This is a genomic window from Marnyiella aurantia (assembly GCF_014041915.1).
Lineage (GTDB): Bacteria > Bacteroidota > Bacteroidia > Flavobacteriales > Weeksellaceae > Marnyiella > Marnyiella aurantia.
In genome coordinates, this window is the sequence record NZ_CP059472.1 from 862,097 (window position 1) to 881,175 (window position 19,079).

Annotated in this window: 20 protein-coding genes; 6 read left to right on the forward strand and 14 right to left on the reverse strand. The window is 41.9% G+C overall.

Annotated features, from left to right (window positions below):
- Positions 1-78 precede the first annotated feature (78 nt).
- The 5 genes from H1R16_RS03885 to mutY form a co-directional block, all read right to left on the reverse strand.
- Positions 79-1,062, reverse strand: a complete 984-nt coding sequence (locus H1R16_RS03885; protein ID WP_181887501.1) for an NAD(P)H-dependent flavin oxidoreductase — start codon at positions 1,060-1,062, stop codon at positions 79-81.
- Between the two features lie 103 nt (positions 1,063-1,165).
- Positions 1,166-2,530: a peptidylprolyl isomerase gene (locus H1R16_RS03890; protein WP_181887502.1), complete on the reverse strand. Its 1,365-nt coding sequence runs from the start codon at positions 2,528-2,530 to the stop codon at positions 1,166-1,168.
- 80 nt (positions 2,531-2,610) lie between these two features.
- Positions 2,611-3,531: a PfkB family carbohydrate kinase gene (locus H1R16_RS03895; RefSeq protein ID WP_181887503.1), complete on the reverse strand. Its 921-nt coding sequence runs from the start codon at positions 3,529-3,531 to the stop codon at positions 2,611-2,613.
- Between the two features lie 38 nt (positions 3,532-3,569).
- Positions 3,570-4,130, reverse strand: a complete 561-nt coding sequence (gene gldD, locus H1R16_RS03900; RefSeq protein WP_181887504.1) for a gliding motility lipoprotein GldD — start codon at positions 4,128-4,130, stop codon at positions 3,570-3,572.
- Positions 4,131-4,203: 73 nt separating this feature from the next.
- Positions 4,204-5,244, reverse strand: a complete 1,041-nt coding sequence (mutY, locus tag H1R16_RS03905) for an A/G-specific adenine glycosylase (RefSeq protein ID WP_181887505.1) — start codon at positions 5,242-5,244, stop codon at positions 4,204-4,206.
- A gap of 47 nt (positions 5,245-5,291) precedes the next feature.
- On the opposite strand from mutY, the gene H1R16_RS03910 reads away from it, so the two are divergent.
- From H1R16_RS03910 to H1R16_RS03935, 6 genes are all read left to right on the forward strand, one after another.
- Complete coding sequence (locus H1R16_RS03910; RefSeq protein WP_181887506.1) at positions 5,292-5,588, forward strand: HU family DNA-binding protein; 297 nt, start codon at positions 5,292-5,294, stop codon at positions 5,586-5,588.
- 301 nt (positions 5,589-5,889) lie between these two features.
- Positions 5,890-7,449 (forward strand): Rne/Rng family ribonuclease, encoded by a 1,560-nt coding sequence (locus H1R16_RS03915; protein WP_181887507.1) that lies wholly within the window; start codon positions 5,890-5,892, stop codon positions 7,447-7,449.
- Between the two features lie 359 nt (positions 7,450-7,808).
- Positions 7,809-8,438: an NUDIX hydrolase gene (locus tag H1R16_RS03920; RefSeq protein ID WP_181887508.1), complete on the forward strand. Its 630-nt coding sequence runs from the start codon at positions 7,809-7,811 to the stop codon at positions 8,436-8,438.
- A 24-nt stretch (positions 8,439-8,462) separates the two neighbouring features.
- Positions 8,463-9,275 carry a lysophospholipid acyltransferase family protein gene (locus tag H1R16_RS03925; protein ID WP_181887509.1) on the forward strand — a complete coding sequence of 271 codons (813 nt, stop codon included), beginning with the start codon at positions 8,463-8,465 and terminating at the stop codon, positions 9,273-9,275.
- Positions 9,272-9,724 (forward strand): hypothetical protein, encoded by a 453-nt coding sequence (locus H1R16_RS03930; protein WP_181887510.1) that lies wholly within the window; start codon positions 9,272-9,274, stop codon positions 9,722-9,724. The genes H1R16_RS03925 and H1R16_RS03930 overlap by 4 nt, the downstream gene beginning before the upstream one ends.
- A gap of 1 nt (position 9,725) precedes the next feature.
- Positions 9,726-10,256 (forward strand): hypothetical protein, encoded by a 531-nt coding sequence (locus tag H1R16_RS03935; RefSeq protein ID WP_181887511.1) that lies wholly within the window; start codon positions 9,726-9,728, stop codon positions 10,254-10,256.
- Positions 10,257-10,330: 74 nt separating this feature from the next.
- On the opposite strand, the gene H1R16_RS03940 is transcribed toward H1R16_RS03935, so the two are convergent.
- The 9 genes from H1R16_RS03940 to H1R16_RS03980 form a co-directional block, all read right to left on the reverse strand.
- Positions 10,331-10,708, reverse strand: coding sequence for a septal ring lytic transglycosylase RlpA family protein (locus H1R16_RS03940; RefSeq protein WP_181887512.1), 378 nt, complete (start codon positions 10,706-10,708; stop codon positions 10,331-10,333).
- Between the two features lie 327 nt (positions 10,709-11,035).
- Positions 11,036-12,340, reverse strand: coding sequence for a 30S ribosomal protein S12 methylthiotransferase RimO (gene rimO, locus H1R16_RS03945; protein WP_181887513.1), 1,305 nt, complete (start codon positions 12,338-12,340; stop codon positions 11,036-11,038).
- A 123-nt stretch (positions 12,341-12,463) separates the two neighbouring features.
- Positions 12,464-13,009 (reverse strand): dTDP-4-dehydrorhamnose 3,5-epimerase, encoded by a 546-nt coding sequence (rfbC, locus tag H1R16_RS03950; protein ID WP_181887514.1) that lies wholly within the window; start codon positions 13,007-13,009, stop codon positions 12,464-12,466.
- Positions 13,006-13,983, reverse strand: a complete 978-nt coding sequence (locus tag H1R16_RS03955; protein ID WP_181887515.1) for an MraY family glycosyltransferase — start codon at positions 13,981-13,983, stop codon at positions 13,006-13,008. Before H1R16_RS03955 ends, rfbC begins: the two co-directional genes overlap by 4 nt.
- 3 nt (positions 13,984-13,986) lie before the next feature.
- Complete coding sequence (locus H1R16_RS03960; RefSeq protein ID WP_187350462.1) at positions 13,987-14,880, reverse strand: NAD-dependent epimerase/dehydratase family protein; 894 nt, start codon at positions 14,878-14,880, stop codon at positions 13,987-13,989.
- Complete coding sequence (locus H1R16_RS03965) at positions 14,877-15,998, reverse strand: glycosyltransferase (RefSeq protein WP_181887516.1); 1,122 nt, start codon at positions 15,996-15,998, stop codon at positions 14,877-14,879. The genes H1R16_RS03960 and H1R16_RS03965 overlap by 4 nt, the downstream gene beginning before the upstream one ends.
- A gap of 13 nt (positions 15,999-16,011) precedes the next feature.
- Positions 16,012-17,196, reverse strand: a complete 1,185-nt coding sequence (locus H1R16_RS03970; protein WP_182035787.1) for a glycoside hydrolase family protein — start codon at positions 17,194-17,196, stop codon at positions 16,012-16,014.
- Positions 17,186-18,004 (reverse strand): glycosyltransferase family A protein, encoded by an 819-nt coding sequence (locus H1R16_RS03975; RefSeq protein WP_181887518.1) that lies wholly within the window; start codon positions 18,002-18,004, stop codon positions 17,186-17,188. The genes H1R16_RS03970 and H1R16_RS03975 overlap by 11 nt, the downstream gene beginning before the upstream one ends.
- Positions 17,979-19,019: an EpsG family protein gene (locus tag H1R16_RS03980; protein ID WP_181887519.1), complete on the reverse strand. Its 1,041-nt coding sequence runs from the start codon at positions 19,017-19,019 to the stop codon at positions 17,979-17,981. The genes H1R16_RS03975 and H1R16_RS03980 overlap by 26 nt, the downstream gene beginning before the upstream one ends.
- Between the last annotated feature and the right edge of the window lie 60 nt (positions 19,020-19,079).

The following is a 19,079-nucleotide window of genomic DNA, read 5'->3' on the forward strand; positions in this document are numbered from 1 at the left end:
ATTACTTTAACAGGTAATTCATAGGTATAAAAACCTGCATCACCATTGAAGCAGGTTTTTTTTATAATAGAAGTCATTCTAAAGTGTCGGATTACCGGCTGCTTCAAATTCCTTCAGCAGATGTGCAAATACGGTCTCAACGGGTAATACCTCATCGATTACTGCAGAGACCTGACCGATTTCCAGTTCGCCTTCTTCTAGATCGCCCTCAAACATCCCGCGCTTTGCCCTGGCCCGGCCCAAAGTGGCAGTAAGTGCTTCCGTGTCTCTTCCGGTCTCATAAAGCCTTTCAATATCCCTAAAGAACTTGTTCTTCACCAGGCGTACGGGTGCCAGCTCTTTTAGAGTAAGTTGTGTATCGCCCTCATTAAGTCCCGTAATTTTTTCCTTCCATGCCTCATGACCACTTGCTTCCACAGTTGCTGCAAAACGGGACCCAATCTGCACACCGTCGGCACCCAATATCATAGCAGCTTTCAGCTGTGAACCGAGCGCGATTCCACCCGCGGCTATAAGTGGTATATCAATATGTTTGCGAACATTAGGGATAAGACATAAGGTGGTGGTTTCGTCGCGACCGTTATGACCGCCGGCTTCAAAACCTTCAGCTACAACTGCATCAACTCCGGCTTCCTGGCATTTCAGCGCAAACTTGGTTGATGAGACAACATGGGCCACTTTCAACCCTTCTTTCTTAAGGGTTTCGGTATAAGTTCTAGGATTACCGGCCGATGTAAATATGATTTCCACTCCTTCTTCCAGAATAATATCAATAACTTCATCCAGGTTCGGATACAGCATCGGAACATTAACACCAAACGGCCTGTCCGTTGCTGTTTTACATTTACGGATATGATCCCGCAGCACATCCGGATACATGCTGCCGGCACCTATAAGACCCAGCCCACCGCAATTGGAGACTGCAGAGGCCAGTTTCCATCCTGAATGCCAGATCATGCCACCCTGCACGATGGGATACTTTATATTGAATAGTCTGGAAATCCTGTTTTGGGATTCCCGATACATCTTTTCGGCTACGCCGAAGTCAATAAAATTGCTCATTCAACAAAAATAAAAGAAATATACGGTTTAAAGAAGACCAACACATTCCTAAAGGCGCGATTTTCAGACAAAAAAATCTCCGAAAAATTTTCGGAGACATTTATTATTTCGTCAATATTGATTTCTTAAGTTCGGGCTGGAAACTGCAGTCAGCATACCGGTTATCTATCGAGATAAAGATATTTGGTATTCTTTGCTTAATCCATTTCTCTACCATTTCGTTACGTTTCTTGTTCAGGGCCAGTTGCTTAATGCGGTCATAGTCGGTTTCAATAGTTAGCTGGTGCGCTGGAATCACCTCTTCAATCTTTACAATGCTCACCGCTTTGCGCCGGTTCAGTTCATCTTCAAACACATCAGTGATATCGCCTTTATTAAGACCGGCAACCTGATAACCAAGCGTAGGAGACAGTGACAGTCTTTCCATACGGTCGGATCCGGCATTATCTGTTAATATTCCGGCGTTGAATTTTGTTCTCTTATCATCTGAATGTTTGAAAGCCGCATCCTTAAAGGTAATTTTACCCTGCTCAATGGAAGTTTTGATGACGTCAAGTTCTTTTTTGGCGGTTTCAATCTCGTCGGCAGTGGGTGTAGTAGCAATAAGGATATGTCTTGCATCGTACATTTTTCCGGCTCTGCGTTCAAGTTTTATAATGTGATAGCCAAATTCAGACTCTATAGGATCAGATATTTCACCTTCCTGAAGGTTAAGTGCGGCCGCTTCAAACGGTTTCACCATCTGTCCCTTAGAAATATTCTTCATCAGTCCCCCGTTAGGTGCCGAACCCGGATCTTCTGAGTAAATCCTTGCCTGACTTTCGAAACTTTCGCCGTTCAGGATATCCTGCTTGATCTTTTTCAGTCTGCCTATGATTTCCTCTTTATGAGATTCGGTAAGTTTAGGATAGATACTGATCTGAGCCAGCGTAACCTCATCTTTAACCTCAGGCAGCTGCAGTTTATAGGTATTGTAAAAATCGGTAACTTCATTTGGGGTAACGTCTGCCTTCTGGGTAATGCTCTGGTACTTTGCCTGACCATAATATTGGTCGCTGTCTATTTTTTCAATTGCAGTCTTCATTTCGTATCCTGTACGGAACTTATAGGCTGCAAGCATGGTTTTCTCATCCGGAAACTGTCCCAAAATCTGGTTATATTTCAGATTGGCATTTTCCTTAATGGCTTCAGTACGGTTCTCAATCAGGGTATCTCTTTTCGCTTCGTAAACAACGATTTTATTGTTTAAGATGCTTTCCATCACCTGGCATTTATTAGCCGCAGCCGTTCCCTGCTGGGCGGCATAGTTTATCTGTTCCTCAATATCGGATTCCAGGATAATTTCGTTTCCGATTACCGCTGCAATACCGTCTACCAGTTTACCTTTTTCCAGCTGAGCCGACAAGGACACAGATAAAAAGGTGAAGAATATTCCCAGAATAAGGGAAAATTTTATTTTGTTTGTCATAAGTCGTGATTAATCAATCTGCAAATTTAGAACTCTGCTTCAATTATGCTTAACTTTTTGTTATAATAATTTCTTAATATTTAAACCTCGGTTTCGAATGTTGTAAGTTCCTTAAACTGAAGAATCCGTTCCCCAAGTTCAACTTCGGTAATTTCCTGCAGCCTTTCGGTACCGAATTTTTCCACTGTAAAGGATGCCAGCGCAGATCCTGCGATAAGTGCGGATTTCATAGTTTCGAAATCAAATTTGCCTTTCTTTACCAAATAAGAGGCAAAACCGCCGGCAAAGGTATCGCCGGCACCGGTTGGATCAAACACCTCCTCCAGCGGCATGGCCGGGATGGCAAAGATTCGGTCATCGTGGAAAAGCAGCGCTCCGTGTTCACCTTTCTTAATGATCACAAAGGCCGGACCCATTGCATGAATCTTCTTAGCCGCCTTCACCAGGGAATATTCACCGGAAAGCTGTCTGGCTTCCTCATCATTGATCGTGATTACATCTGTTTTTGCAATCATCTGCATCAAGATCTCCATTGCAGAATCCATCCAGAAATTCATGGTATCCAGAATTACAAGCTTTGGCCTGTTTTTCATTTTCTCCAGCACTGAAAGCTGTACACCCGGGTGAAGATTTCCAAGCAGCAAAACTTCGGCATCCTCCATTGAAGCAGGTATTTTTGGATCAAAGTTTTCCAGCACGTTCACTTCGGTGACCAAAGTATCGCGGGAATTAAGGTCGTTGTGATATTTACCGCTCCAGAAGAAAGTCTTGCCGTCAGCAATAACTTCGATACCTTCTGTGTTTACGCCCCGGGATTGCAGCAAGTTCATATAAGTATCCGGAAAATCTCCACCAACAACGGATACAATACCGGACTTTACTTTCATAAGAGAAGCGGCAAGGCCGATATAGGTGGCAGCTCCACCAAGAATTTTATCTGTTTTTCCGAAAGGAGTTTCTATAGCATCAAAGGCCACACTGCCTACTACGAGTAATTTCATTATCTGTTCTTGTTTATTATTGTTAAGGTTGCGCGGGGCTACTTCCACTCAAAGGTATCGATAAGGTGCAGCATATCCCGCTTCACGTAATCTACAGCCGGTGCCAGGGAATCGGGTTTTGGCCGCGAGTTGAAGTACAGATACGCTGTTACGAAATGCCGTGTACTGTCTGTAATATAAAACTGAAGATTGGAGGCACTCTGCCCTTTTAATTCATAAAAATTTCCGAAAACCTTCTTCTCCGGATATTGGAAAGACTTGGTCTCGATTGAACTGGCCTTTACGGTATGTTCATAGACCATTTTTTCCGATTCCTTTACATGAGCTTCGAAGTCGCCCTTAATGGGGTAATAAGTAAGGAAAACCTTGCCCTTCATCCCGTTATAGTTAATGTAATACCAGCAGTTTCTCTGCTTTTTGGCATCGGTAATTTCAGAAAAATCTGAATATTCAAATGTAAAAGGACAGGGCTCCGCAAACTTCACATATTTTGGCTCCGGATACTCCAGACGAAGGTCTCCCCTGGGCTTCGGAACCGAATCCTTACCGCATGAAACCAGCAGTACTGCTGGTAAAAGAAGAATTAGTTTTTTAAACATTTGGCAAAAATACCTTTTTTATACGTAATCCGGAAGCATCAGCCAGTAAGAAGTTCTGAAAAACACACTATAATCAGGGCCTGGCAACCTGCGCCGCAATATAATTCTCCAGAGGCTTCGGAAAAGAGTGCAGTAAGCTCTGTTCCAGCGTTACGATCTGATAGCTGCCAGCCTGCGCCAACGCCTCAAATTCTGTACGTTTTTCCGGAAAAACATCAACAAAATCAATGCTTAAATTACGGTGAGACAGTTTATGATATACAGTATTGGTTTCCATTACAACCGGCAGTAAGTTGACCGGCACTTCATCCGGAAATTCGTACAGCTTTTTCCAGATATGATCTTCAGCTCGCCGGCGAATCAGTATTTCATTACCAAATCTGACAAAGTAGTAGGTAAGTTTAAGTTCCTTAACAGCCGTTTTTTTTGTTTTCACAGGAAATTCTGCTGTCCGGCCAAGCTGGAATGCACGGCAGTCTTTCTGCAGGGGACATTGGTCACAAAGCGGATTTCGCGGCCTGCAGATTTCCGATCCCAGGTCCATTACAGCTTCATTAAAGGTTCCGGCTTCACCTGGTGGCATCAACCTGAGAGCAAGTTCCGAAAAGTAAGCAAAGGAGCTGCTGTGTGAAATATCGGTATCATCTGCAAAAACCCTGGAAAGCACCCGGTAGAAATTCCCGTCAACGGCAGGGATATGCATGCCGAAGCAGATACTGGACACTGCCGCCGCGGTATAAGGCCCTACCCCACGCAACGACAGTATGTCATTATAATTATCTGGGAAGACGCCTCCAAATTCAGTCATAATCTGCACCGCAGCCTTTTGCAGGTTCAGTGCCCTGGAATAATATCCCAGCCCTTTCCAGTACAAAAGGACTTCGTCGGTTTCGGCTGCTGCCAGGGAGGCCACATCCGGAAAGCGTTCAATAAATTTATTGTAGTGATCCAGGCCCTGCTGAATCCGCGTTTGCTGAAAGATAATTTCGCATATCCATATCTTATAGGGATCCTTTGTTTTTCTGAATGGTAAATCGCGTCCGTAAATCCCGTACCAAGCCAGCAGCGCCTTACCAAGGTAAAGAAAATCAGCGTTTTGTTTGTAGTTTTTCAAAAATTAGTTTTATATTTGCACACCAAAATTAAAAAGAAAAAAAGAAAATGACAAAGGCAGAATTGGTAAATACCATCTCAACTAAATTGGGGACAGAGAAAGGTGATACTCAGAAAGTTGTAGAAGCTTTCATGCACGAGATAAGAAGTGCGATGTACAAAGGAGACAATGTATATTTAAGAGGTTTCGGTTCTTTCATCATCAAGACCAGAGCTGCAAAAACGGGAAGGAACATATCCAAGAACACTGCAATTGAAATTCCCGCACATAATATCCCGGCATTTAAGCCATCCAAGACTTTCACTGAAAAGGTAAAAACCAGAGTAGCTGTAAACAATAACTAAAAAGAGTAATAATATTTAAAATTTATTCAATATGCCAAGCGGAAAAAAAAGAAAAAGACACAAGGTAGCCACACACAAAAGAAAGAAAAGAAGAAGAGCTAACAGACACAAGAAGAAGAAATAAGCTTTTCTGTTAAGATAATATAGGATATAGTTGGTGTTTTTATTTTTATAAAACGTTCACCAGCTATATTTTTGTTTTAAAACTATTTCCCGTCAGCCGTACTTGAGACAAAAGTATACTGATTGTACTGGCGGGTTAAGGAGTTTTATGTTTTAATGAAATACAAGTAGCTATGAAATGAAGAAAGAACTGATAATATCACATGAAGGTGAGCGGTCCAAAATTGCCTTGCTGGAAGATGGCCGTCTGTTTGAACTCCACGAAGAGGAGGACAAAAGCGACTTTGTGGTAGGCGATCTTTTTATCGGTAAAGTGAAAAAACTGGCTCCCAATCTGAACGCTGCCTTTGTAGGCATTGGTTATGATAAGGATGCATTTCTGCATTACCAGGACCTGGGTCCGCAGTATCTGACCTACAAAAAATTCCTGAAAGATACGATTGCCCGCAAGCAGCAGGACTCTTCGCTGAAGAACTTTGAAATTCAGCCGGAAATCAATAAAAACGGCATCATCGATAAAGTCCTTAACAAGGACGACAGTGTAATCCTACAGATCACAAAAGAACCTATTTCCACAAAAGGACCGCGGATTTCTACACAGATCTCCCTCACAGGACGTTTTCTCGTACTGATTCCTTTTGACAAAAGTGTTTCCATTTCCAAAAAGATTGAAAGTGCCGAAGAGCGTGACCGCCTTAAGACACTTATTGAAAGTATTAAACCGGAAGGTTTTGGTGTAATAATACGTACCGTAGCCGAGGGTAAGAAAGTGGCCGAGCTCCACAATGACATGAACCAACTGGTTCAGAAATGGGAAAACACATTCCGCAATATACAGAAGAACAAAGTTCCCGGTAAAATCCTGAGCGAGGAAGGAAAAGCCTCTGCAATCCTAAGGGATAATTTCAATGCCGATTTTGTATCTATTATTTGCGATGACGAGGAAATGGTGGAGGACATGAAGGCCTATCTGGAAGTCATTGCGCCGGAAAGGAAGAACATCGTCCAGTTTTACGACAAGCCTACTCCACTGCTGGAGTATTATAATGTAGAAAAGCAGCTTAAGCAAAGTTTTGGCAAACACGTAAATATTCCTTCGTCCAAAGGAGCCTATCTTGTTATAGAACACACCGAAGCACTGCACGTTATAGACGTGAACTCCGGTAACAACATCAGCTCGGGAGCTGCAGGCAACCGCGAACATGCGCTGCATGTGAACCGAATGGCAGCAACTGAGATTGCCCGCCAACTGCGACTGCGGGATATGGGCGGCATTATTGTGGTCGATTTTATTGATATGGTAAATGCGGACCACCGACGCGAGCTTTTTGAACATCTGAAAACCGAGATGAGCCGCGATAAGGCCAGACATAAAATTTTGCCACCAAGCAAATTCGGACTTATACAGTTAACCAGACAGAGAACCCGACCAGAAAACCAAATTGAAACCAAAGAGGAAAACCCTAATGCTGCCGGCGAAATCCTGGCACCCATAGTGGTGGTAGAACGTATGGAAGAGATGATCCGTACGCTGATGCAGACTGAAAAGGGAAAGATTTTCCTGCATGTGCATCCATTTGTAGAAGCTTATCTTACCAAAGGCCTTATGAGCATACAGACCAAATGGTACCTTAAATACAAAAAATGGGTAACCATCATTCCGCGTGATTCATTTAAATATCTGGAATACAAACTTATTAACGCAGATAAGGAGGAGCTTATGAGCTATTCCAACTGATGGCTGCAAAGTTCATCTGCTGATAATTGATAGAACATGGTCTCCCGCCCTTGCGGGAGATTTTTTTTTGCTGATTTTGTATTTTAAACTGTTACTTTTATTTCTTTTAACGCTCCGAAGTTGTTAACATCAAGTGGCAAACTGTAAAATAGTTAGTCGTACGCTGTTGGAGGTTAAAATGTTAGGCAGTGTGAATATTAGCCTTTTGCTTATCTTTCATCTTTATTCTTTTCTCTTTCATCTCTCTTTCACCACATAGCTAAATTGTCAGTCTGAAATATAAAATCCTGACTCAGTGGCTCTTGGTTCCTGAGTCCTGGCCCTTCTGTTATCTGTCTTCAATTTCTTAAATTTGTACTATGGGACTTTATGCAAGAGATTTGATCACCAGGATTCAGCAGGCCGAACTGGAAGGCGAGAACGCGCATGCGGTGTATTCGCCACCTTACAGACCGCTGTTTTCTTATGAAGAGATAATGAACCGCGCACCTAAATTTGCGGCAGTGAACATAGTTCTTTACCTGAAGGACAACCAGTGGTTTTTCCCACTTATCGTCCGAAGTACGAATGAGCGCGACCGGCACAGCGGCCAGATCTCCCTGCCGGGTGGAAAAAAGGAGGAGTCAGACCGCGACTTTGAGCATACAGCCAAACGCGAAACTTCAGAAGAAATGGGTATAGAACAGCATTATTTACGAACAATCAGGGAAATGTCGCCAATCTATATTCCGCCAAGTAACTTCTATGTGAGGCCCTTTGTGTCGTATACCCGCAAAAACCCTACTTTCATCCTGCAGGAAACCGAAGCAGTAGAACTGATAGAATTTCCCGTCTCATCACTCTTAAACCTTGCCGAGCAGCCCACCATGGCAGTACTCCCCGGATCAAACGGTGTAGAGGTTCCTGTAATATCCTTTAACGGTTATATGATTTGGGGCGCCACTTCAATGATTCTAAGCGAATTCAGCACATTGCTGAAAAAATTGTAAATTCGCAGATTATGTTTAGTGATAATGGCGAAGAAAAATATTTTCACTGATGCCTTTGGCAATCTGTATATTATTAAAAGACTGATCGTCTTTATCGTAGGTATGATTTCCTACCGCCGTTTCAACGGTTTTAACAAGCTCAAGATTACCGGTACGGAGCATTTGGCTAACCTTCCGGACAGCAATGTACTGTTCGTCTCCAACCATCAGACGTATTTTGCAGATGTTGCGGCCATGTATCATGTTTTCTGTGCGGTGAATAACGGCTTTCACAATACCATCAAGAATCCTGTGTACCTGCTGAATCCCAAAGTCGATTTCTACTATGTAGCTGCGGAGGAAACCATGAAATCGGGAATCCTTGCGCGCATATTCAGGATGGCAGGAGCCATTACCGTGAAAAGGACCTGGCGGGCAGAGGGACAGAACGTGAATCGCCACGTGGACCTGAAGGAAGTGGATAATATAATGAAGGCTCTGGACAATGGTTGGGTTATCACTTTCCCGCAGGGAACAACCTCCGCATTTGCCCAGGGGCGCCGCGGAACAGCCAAGCTCGTAAAAAATCAAAGGCCAATTGTTATCCCAATTAAAATAAATGGCTTCCGCCGGGCGTTCGATAAAAAAGGACTCCGGATAAAAGTTACCGGAGTTAAGCCGACTCTTGAATTCAAAGCGCCACTTGAAATTGACTATGACAACGAAAATGCACAGCAGATTCTTGTAAAAATCATGACCGCCATTGAGCAGACAGAAGAGTTTAATCTACTTCATGAATATGAAAAAGAGCTTAAGGCCAAAAAACAGGTTGAAAACGAAATAAATGAACTGCAATGAATAAAATCAGACAGATAATTCCGCTTTTTGTATTGCTACTTCTAACATCATGTAACGCTCACAAAAAATACTCCGATTTCGATTATAGTTATTCACGCAGCGGTGGATACGCTCCGGTTTATGAAAATTTCCTTATTAAAGGAAATACAGCCCATTATTCCTTCGAGGGTCATGGAAAGAAAGTAAAAAAGGATTTTAAATTGTCACCCGAAGAAATCAGGGTATTGGAAGAGGTTCTTACCACCAATAACTTTCGCATGATACAGGAGGACCGGAAAAAGCTCTATGACAATATCGCCACTGCTATTGTTGTGAAAAAAGGATCCAATACGGCCAGCAAATCGGACGCAAGTTTTATAATGCCTGCCCACCAGCAAAGGTGGGAAAGCGTAGTGAAGGCCTTTCAGGACCTTATAGCTTCTAAAACGCAGTTAATACCAGCTAAGTGATATGTGGGAGTCCTACCTGGCTAAAACACGAATTTTGATATTAGGGCGGGCTGCTGGTTCTCTGTTCCGGTACATACAGGATTTCCACGGGAAAGAAATTGACGTAATTGAATCCGGGTCCAGTCCCTCATCTTGTAACGATTTCGCACTGCTGATTACAGAAGATTCGGAAACGGCCGCTTCATTCAACCCCAATATCCTCCTAAACACCTTAAAGGCTGAAGAGGATATGCTGCTGAACGCAATTGTTGCCGGCGGCGTTTATATTTTTCCCGAAACGGCTGAAAAAAGCATTGACCTGGAAACTTCTTCTGTTTACAGCCGCCGTATAGCTTATGCTGCGGGTGTTTATACATTCGCGGCAGGCACAACTTCATTGGAGACAGAAATGGGGCCTGTACCGCTCTTAATAAGCAACCCGGAGCTGCTTGATCATCTGGAAGGTGTAAGATTACTGTGCCAGCAGACCGGCATTATGGAAGAAGCTTTTTATGAAGCGCTGATGAACTACAGTGAGACTGCGCTTAGCTGATACTTTCAACATGTTTTAAAAAATAAAAAAAGCCAACCCGTCTGGGGTTGGCTTCTTACATGATCTTCAATTATTTAATCAAGTATTTCGTATTCTATAGGCATTGTACCGCGGTCCAGATTGCCAATCTCATCAAATGCCGCTTTGGAAAGGTCCAGTGCGCGTGAGGCAGTAAAAGGTCCTCTGTCGTTTATGACTACTACAACACTTTGGTCATTTCTAAGGTTGGTTACCTTCACCTTAGTACCAAAAGGAAGCGTGCGGTGCGCTGCAGTTAATTTTGAGTTGCTGAACTTTTCACCGCTTGCGGTTTTCCGTCCGTTAAATTTGTCGTGGTAATAGGATGCATAACTTGTTTTCACCTCATCGTTATCATTGGTATCATTCTTGAAAGAATAAAGGCCAAGAGCTGAAATCATCATTATGATTACGAGAAATAATCTTTTCATCATTTTGAAGGTTTTATTGGTTTTGATGGGGCAAAGGTATCAGGAATCTGAATCCTGCAAGTATCAAAGTGTTAAACTGTCTTAATGCTCTCTTAATTTTATGTTAAAGAACCTTGCGAGCGCCTATTTACAGGCCGTTGACAAACACTGTTAAATTGTGTTAAAATGAGACTTAAAACGTTAATAATTTTAACTGTTTTTACTCATTTTAAGCCCGCTTTATATTATTAAACACTTGGCTTTTAAGCTTTTAAATACATAAAAAGAACTTCTGAATCACCAGAAGTTCTTTTAGTTTTATGCAATAAAATGCCTGATTTTTGAATTTTCCTAAACAAGCGTACCATAGAGGTCAAACTCTTCTGCAGAGGTAATAAGAACATCTGCAAACTCACCGATTGGGATATAAACCTCGTTTGTGGCTTCTACAAGTACTGTATTATCCACATCCGGCGAATCGAACTCGGTACGTCCAATAAAATAGTTTCCTTCTTTCCTGTCGAAGATACAGCGGTACACCTTACCGATACGCTCCTGGTTCTTCTCCCACGAAATCTGCGACTGAAGTTCCATGATTTCTTCTACACGGGCTTCTTTCACTTCCTGCGGCACATCATCTTCCAAAACATAAGCCGTGGTATTTTCCTCATGGGAATAGGTGAAGCAGCCCAGTCGGTCAAAACGCTGTGTACGGACCCACTCCTTCAACTCCTGGAAGCGTTCTTCCGTTTCGCCCGGGAAACCGACAATAAGCGTAGTACGAATGGCCATATCCGGCACCATAAATCTGAATTTGTCCAGCAGCGCATTGGTTTTCTCATGCGAGGTTCCGCGCTTCATTGCTTTAAGTATGTCCGAATTTATATGCTGAAGCGGTATATCTATATAGTTGCAAACCTTTGGCTCATTCTTAATGATTTCCAGTACATCCTCCGGAAAACCGGTCGGAAAGGCATAATGAAGGCGAATCCATTCAATACCTTCAACAGTTACAAGCCTCAGCAGCAAATCACCAAGTGCACGTTTCTTATAGATGTCCAGACCGTAGTAAGTAAGATCCTGCGCGATAAGGATAAGTTCCTTGACACCTTTCTTCGCCAGCTTTTCAGCCTCAATTACAAGATTCTCGATGGGTGTTGAAACATTCTTGCCTCTCATAAGCGGGATGGCACAGAAAGAACACGGCCTGTCGCAGCCCTCGGCAATTTTCAGGTATGCATAATGTCTTGGTGTGGTAGTAAGACGTTCGCCCACAAGTTCCTGGCGGTAATCTGCACCCAGATGTTTAAGCAGCAATGGGAGGTCGCGTGTACCGAAATACTGGTCTACATCCGGAATTTCGCGTATGAGGTCCGGCTTATATCTTTCGGAAAGGCAGCCGGTAACGAAGACCTGCTCCACCTCTCCCCTTTTCTTGGCCTCCACGAAGTCCAGAATAGTGTTTATGGATTCTTCCTTGGCATTATCTATAAATCCGCAGGTATTAATCACCACTATGTCTCCGCGGTCTTCGTGAACCACTTCTTTACCGTTTGCTTCCAGCTGACCCATAAGCACTTCGGAGTCGTACACGTTTTTGGAACATCCAAGGGTTACAATATTGATTTTCTTCCTGCCTGTTGATTTTGTGCGCATCTATATTCTGTTAAATCCGGACCTGTCCGGGGGTTATGCCGCATATCTGAACTCCTGGAATACGGGCGTGCAAATTTAGCAATAAAAAAAAGAATCAGGACGCTGATTCTTAGAGAGATGAAATTAAAAATTTCTTTCAGCGAAGTGCGGCTGAATGAGGTCTTTATCAGACAGGATAACGTCGGATGCAGGTAGCTTCCAGTCGATAGCCAGGTCCGGGTCATTCCAAAGCACACCGCCTTCTGATTCTTTATTATAAAAATTATCACATTTATAGGCAAAAACGGCCGTTTCCGACAGCACAGAAAATCCGTGTCCAAAACCGCGGGGCACATAAAACTGAAGTTTGTTTTCAGCGGTGAGTTCTATTCCGTACCATTTGCCAAAGGTGGCTGAATCCGGCCTAAGGTCCACAGCAACGTCCCAAACACTTCCCTCCAGGCAGGAAACAAGTTTCGCCTGGGCATGATCACCCTTCTGGAGATGCAGGCCACGAAGCACGCCATAAGAAGATTTTGATATATTGTCCTGCACGAAGTGCCCGTTCATACCCGTCAGCTCCTCAAATTTCTTTTCGTTGAACTTTTCGTAGAAGTACCCGCGTTCGTCTGTAAAAATGGAAGGCTCGAGGATATAACAGTCCTGCAGAGGAGTGGGTCTTATTTTCATAGTGATCCGGATATTTGTTTTTTGACCTGCCTTTTAACCAGTACATAAGCGGCAACAGAAAGCACCATGACCACAGGAATAAGTACAGATCCGGCCAGGTCAGAGAAAATAACTAATATATTAATTACAAGCTGGATTCCCGCATACGCAGCGCTCACTGCAATATGTGAATATCCTTTATCGTTGGCAAACAGCTGATACAGATGCCTGCGGTGCGCTTTAAAGATATTCTCGCCTAAACGCAGCCTTTCAATAATTGTAATTACCGTTTCTACTCCATATACGGCCAGCAGAAGTATCCATTTCAGTTCGCCGGTTGCGATAATAAGCGTTCCGGCAAGTGCCGCAATCCAGAAGGCAACTCCCATGCTTCCTACATCGCCCATAAAACACACAGCCTTCTTTCTGAAATTAAAAAAAAGAAATACAATACTGGCTATTGCTGGGTAAACGATGAAGTCTGCATCGGTAAATGCAGTCAGTGAACTGTTAATATAATAAAGACTGAGAAGGGTTACCAAACTGTATAGACCGGACATCCCGTTTATGCCGTCCATAAAATTGAAAGCGTTCAGGACTCCCATCGTAACAACTACCGCAACAGGAATAAGGAAAGCAGGAGTATTGGGTGCGGCTTCAATGAAATAAAAGAGGAACAGCACGGCCATAAACTGGAAGATAAGCCGGACTTTGGAGGAAAGACCGCGAAGGTCGTCAATGAAACTTACGGCACAAACCAGAAAAAGCCCCAGACCAAAAAGCATATAGTCTTCCGGATGTACCTCAGAGAAAATCTGACCATACGCAAGGTATACCAGAAATACGAATGGATATACGACACCACCACCCCGAATGGTAACCTCACTGTGGGCGCTGCGCCTGTTCGGTTTGTCAACGATATGATAATGATTGGCAATCCGAAAATATACAAGGCTGAACAGCAGTACTGCAGCCGCGATGATGATATACTCCATCTGTTAATTAAAACTTTTCAGGGTCTTCAAAAGACCGTCTTCTGCGGCAACCGGCAGATTTTCTATGCCCAATACCTTCTTTATTTTAGCATTGCTTACTACGTAGCTTTCAGTCAGTTTCTTTAACCGTTCCGTGGTAAGCGGCAGAGCCAGAAAGTCTCCGCTTTGAGCAGCGAAAGATATTAATTTCTGCGGGATATTCCAAAGTTTTACAGGTTTTCCTGTGGCCTCCCCAATGAGTTTAACCAGCTTGTTAGTAGCAACGGGCTGATCATCAGCAAAATGATATACGCCGGAGGGCAACTCCTTTTGTATCATTTGCCAGACCAGAAAATTAAGGTTGTCGATAGTTAGAAAACTGCGGCTGTTCTCATATGCTGCCAGGGGCCAGGGGATATTACGTGATACCACTTTATACAGCAGATTCAGGTTGCCTTTGTTACCGGGCCCGTGTACCATACAGGGCCGGATAATGAACAGACGTTTGCCCGCGGGCAGTTGCTGCGAAAGCAAATACTCCTCGGCCAGTCGCTTGGATTTGCCGTAGGCAGTTTGAGGATCAGGCCTCTGCTTTTCATCCAGGATACCTGTTACAGTATCCGCAGCGGCCTTTACGCTGCTGAAATAGAAAAAGTCCCGGATATCGGATTCCAAAAATTCATTGAAAAGGATTTTGGTCAGTTCTGTATTGATCTTATAATAATCGTCATCACACGCTACGTTGGCCGTATCATGAGCTTTTCCGGCCAGATGAATCAGCACCTGCGAATTCCTGTCCAGCAGTTCTGGCCACTCACTATTCCTGAGCGAAAGCGGAAGCACAGTCGCATCTTTTTCATTCAGGAAAACTGATAAATTGGATCCAACAAAGCCGGTGGCGCCTGTGATGGTTATCATAATGATTCGAAATAATTAAGTTGATGTTCCAAAAAGTGCTTACGCGAAAGTTGATCACGGATAGCGACAATATTTCTGCGAAATTCACTGAGAATTGTTTCATCCTTAAGCAGTTCGCTAATTTTTTCTGCGAAATCCTGGGGCTGCGCATCTAAAGGCATGAGAATTCCTGTAACATTGTCCTGAACAAGATCATTACAACCTCGCGCATCAAATGTGATAACCGGAATTACCATAGCGAGTGCCTCTACGATACAAACCGGAACCCCTTCCTTCTTACTGGGAAAAAAGAAAATATTAGTAAATGCAAGAAATTCCTGAACGTTATCTGTGAAACCAACGTCTATAATATTGGGGTTATTGGTAAGATATTCTTCCTCTTCCCTATTAAGACCAGTTGGATGTATACTATCTGGTCCACCCATGGTAACCAGCTTAATATTTTTAAAGTTGTTCTCAAGATATCTAAAGGTCTTAATAACTATATCATAACCCTTAAAATTAACATATCTCCCTGTAAAAGAAATAACAATATCAGATTCTTTTATATTGTATTGTTCTCTCAAACTTCCTTTGCTGCTGCGATAATTTTCAGGATTAAATTTTGTCAGGTCACAACCTAGCCCATTAGTAGGCAGCAGAAATACATTATCAAACATTGTGTTCAGTAAATTCTGGTCAGACTTATTTAGCACCCATACCTGATCTAGCCTACTTGTCGAAAAAATCTCCACGACTTTAAAAATTTGTTTTTTTATGAAATTTTCGATAGTTGGATAGCCGAGACCGTGAAAAGTGCCAATCGTACGATATGGTAATTTGCCATTAAGAATTGTTGTAAAAATACCAGTTGTGAAATGAATGCTCACTATATCTGGATTAATTTCCTTTATACTCCTCTGGATTTCAGTGGAAACCTTAAAGTGATTAAAAAGGTTAAAGCTGCGGGGAAATTTAAAAAAATGAAAACAGATTCCGTATTCGTCATAGTTATATTTATCCTCGACTTTAATCACTTTTTCCTTACCGGTGAATATATGTATTTTATAGTTTTTTCGCGAAAGCTCGATGGCTATCTCTGCCAAAAAATTATTAAAACTCCCGTAATCTGTTATCACGAAAATAATTGTTTTACTGTATGTTCTTACCATTATAATGTTCCCAGGTGAAAATTGTTTTTTTGTTCGTAGTAAAGAGATAGGAAACATTATCAGCGTAATCGAGAAGTCCGTGCGTTTCGTCTCGAGTTATGATATTTACATCCAGCAGATGTACATTCTGTACAGACCTCAATAAGATTTTTCCTGTGATAGTAGTATTTGAAACCAACACCTGATTGTACAGTTTCATATGGTTTTTTTTATTCTCTATATTGCTTGTAAAGATCAGTCCAAAGTCTCCTGTGGGATTTTGAACACCACTGTCTAGCGTAGAATTGAGAATTTTAATTTTATCCCTGAAAATAAAATTACGGTCAGAAGAGTTGGCCACGTCGTAAAAGAGTAATCCGCTGGCAGCGTTGCTTATAAAAGAGCACTGATCAAATATGATATTGCGTATTCCTGAACCTAAGCCATAACCTTCCATAATCCATCCGTTTCCGTAAACATTGCCATTAAAAACGGCTGGTTTTGCACCGGAAAATTTACCCCAAACATCTAGGCCATTGTTTTCAAACCGGGAATTTGTGCATCTGAAATTTTCTATAGAATCTCCGGAGCCTCCATGTCGCCGATTATTAAACGCTTGAAAGTTATCTATGCGGATATTCCGGATTGCGAAAACCTCAACCCCTCTATCCAAAGTAGTGTGTAGTCCTCGGTACAGCGCAATGCCATCAGTGACGCAGTTTCTTGCAGTCACATTTTTTATTGTGATATTATTGCTGAAGCCCTTGATAGAGATGCCGTGCTTACCCCCATCTCTTACTTCCAATGCAGGTTGTAGTGCTCTGTTGCCGTCGATTATGATATTATCCAAAACAATATTCTGAATCCCGGGATAGGTTTGAGACGCGACGAATGCTTCCTGTGCTTCTGTTGATCTATTGTATTTATTAGTATGCAGGTCGTTGCCAATGCTAATTACGCTAACGTCAGACTCTTGTGTGGGAATCGCATATAAGACAAAATTTTTAAGTTCTATGTCGGATTTTAGCCATAGCGAAGTAACATAATATGTTTTGTTCTGCCCGTCGATCACGCTTCCTTTTCTGGCTTGATTGATTAGATTCTGTATATACGGAGTATTATCAACTTGGCTATCGTACCCTTGAGTGCCAAGTAGCAGAATTATCAAGATGTATCTAAATATCATTTTGTTTTACCGCTAAAATTAATATTCGTCTTAAAAATTTTATTAAAGATAACGAACTGGTTAGAATAAACTGGCTCCCCTTTATTCTTTTCGTCTTCCATAAAAAATAGAAGTTCGATAATTCGCCCTTTTCCATCAGCCATAAATTGGATGAAAGGCCGCTAATGCCGTAACTTAATTTTCCTGTTATGCTTCTGGCGACAGTTTCATGAAGATAAATTCCTCTATATCTATAAGTCAGCTCCAGCCACAACCTGTAATCTTCTGAATATTTCTGGTTTTCTGAGAAACGGCTTTCACCAAGCTTTTTACGGCTCAGCAAAACCGTTGGAGTATTAAAATAATTGCGCTGAAGCAACTGTGCGAATGAAATAAAAACAAACTTGCCCCCTGTTTTAACCACACTTCTGTTGTAACCACCGGAAATTACACCCACCTCAGGATATAAGTTAGCGTATCTCACTTGAATTTCAAGTTTGTCCCGTACCCACATATCATCCGAATCCAGAAAAGCAATAAATTGTCCGGAGGATTTCTCTATACCTAGATTTCTTGCTTTAGACGGACCTTCATTTTCCTTCTTTGTATAAAAAATTTTCTTTTGAATATCCTGGTCGGATGCTGCAATAAAATCTTTTATAATTTTAGGTGAATCATCTAATGAGCCATCATCAATAATATACAGTTCCCAGTCAGTATAAGACTGCAATACTACTGATTGCACAGACTGGAGTACTGTCAATTCTGCATTATACACAGGCATTATAACTGAAACACAGCCATTACCTTCTTTCCCAAAAGAACTCATATGGAATAAATGGTGTTTCTACGAATTTTTCTTCGTTCATGAAATTTCGCATTTTCAGCGAAAGACTAAGGCAGGCGATCATAAAAAACACAGCCAGTAAGCGCTTCCGCAACACCTGTACTGTCTGAAAATGTGCGATAAATATTAAAAGTGTGAACATCATCAGCGTTTGAAAGCGTAAACCTGAATAGGATTTCAGTGACAAAAGAAAAGATAAAATTTCAAGCCCTAAAATTACAAAATATATCCAACTTAATTTTTTTTGAAGGTACCAGTTAAATAAAAATACAGTAAAAAAGAGGATCAGCGGAGATAATCCCGAAATACCGGAAGGACGGCTTATGTCATTGTAAACATCAACCTTATTGTCAAAATACTCGAAGTCCAGGATACTTACCACCGCGTAACCCACTACTACTAAAAAAAGTAGATGGATTTTCTTAAAGTTGACTTGTGAAAGATAGATAAGAACCACCATAAGAAAAGAGGAATATTGCATGCTGACTGCAAGAAGTGCAAAAACAAAAAATAGAAAACTATTCTTTTTAGGTTTGCTTAATTGATGTGCGGCCAACGAAACGAGTGCAAAGCTCAATCCATACCTAAGGCCATTCATAGTCATATCAAAATAGAAGTAGGGAAAAAGTAAGAAGGTAAAAATAAGCAGTTGATACTTACTGTTTGAATAGGATTTTATAAGTATTAAGGTAGTCAGTAAGGCTATTGCAGGAATAATAAAATAAACGCTCGGATAGATATAAGATAGAAGTAAACTCAGGTACTTAAAGCCAGGTTCATAAGTAACTTTCTCACTGTTTCCATTAAAGCTGTTCCCGATCCAGCCGTAATATGATTCCTTATCCGTACCGGAATCTCCACTCAGTACCGAGATAACAATAGCAGGCAAACATGCTAAGAACAGAAATGTTGCGTATGATTTTAATTTCAATTTTGAAATATACATCATCGACACCATAACCATTAAAATCACCGAGGGAAGAAGATAGTATAACATGTTTTTTTACTGCTTTTTATATTACTGAGAACGGCATACGTCGGTTTGATTAACGAAGTT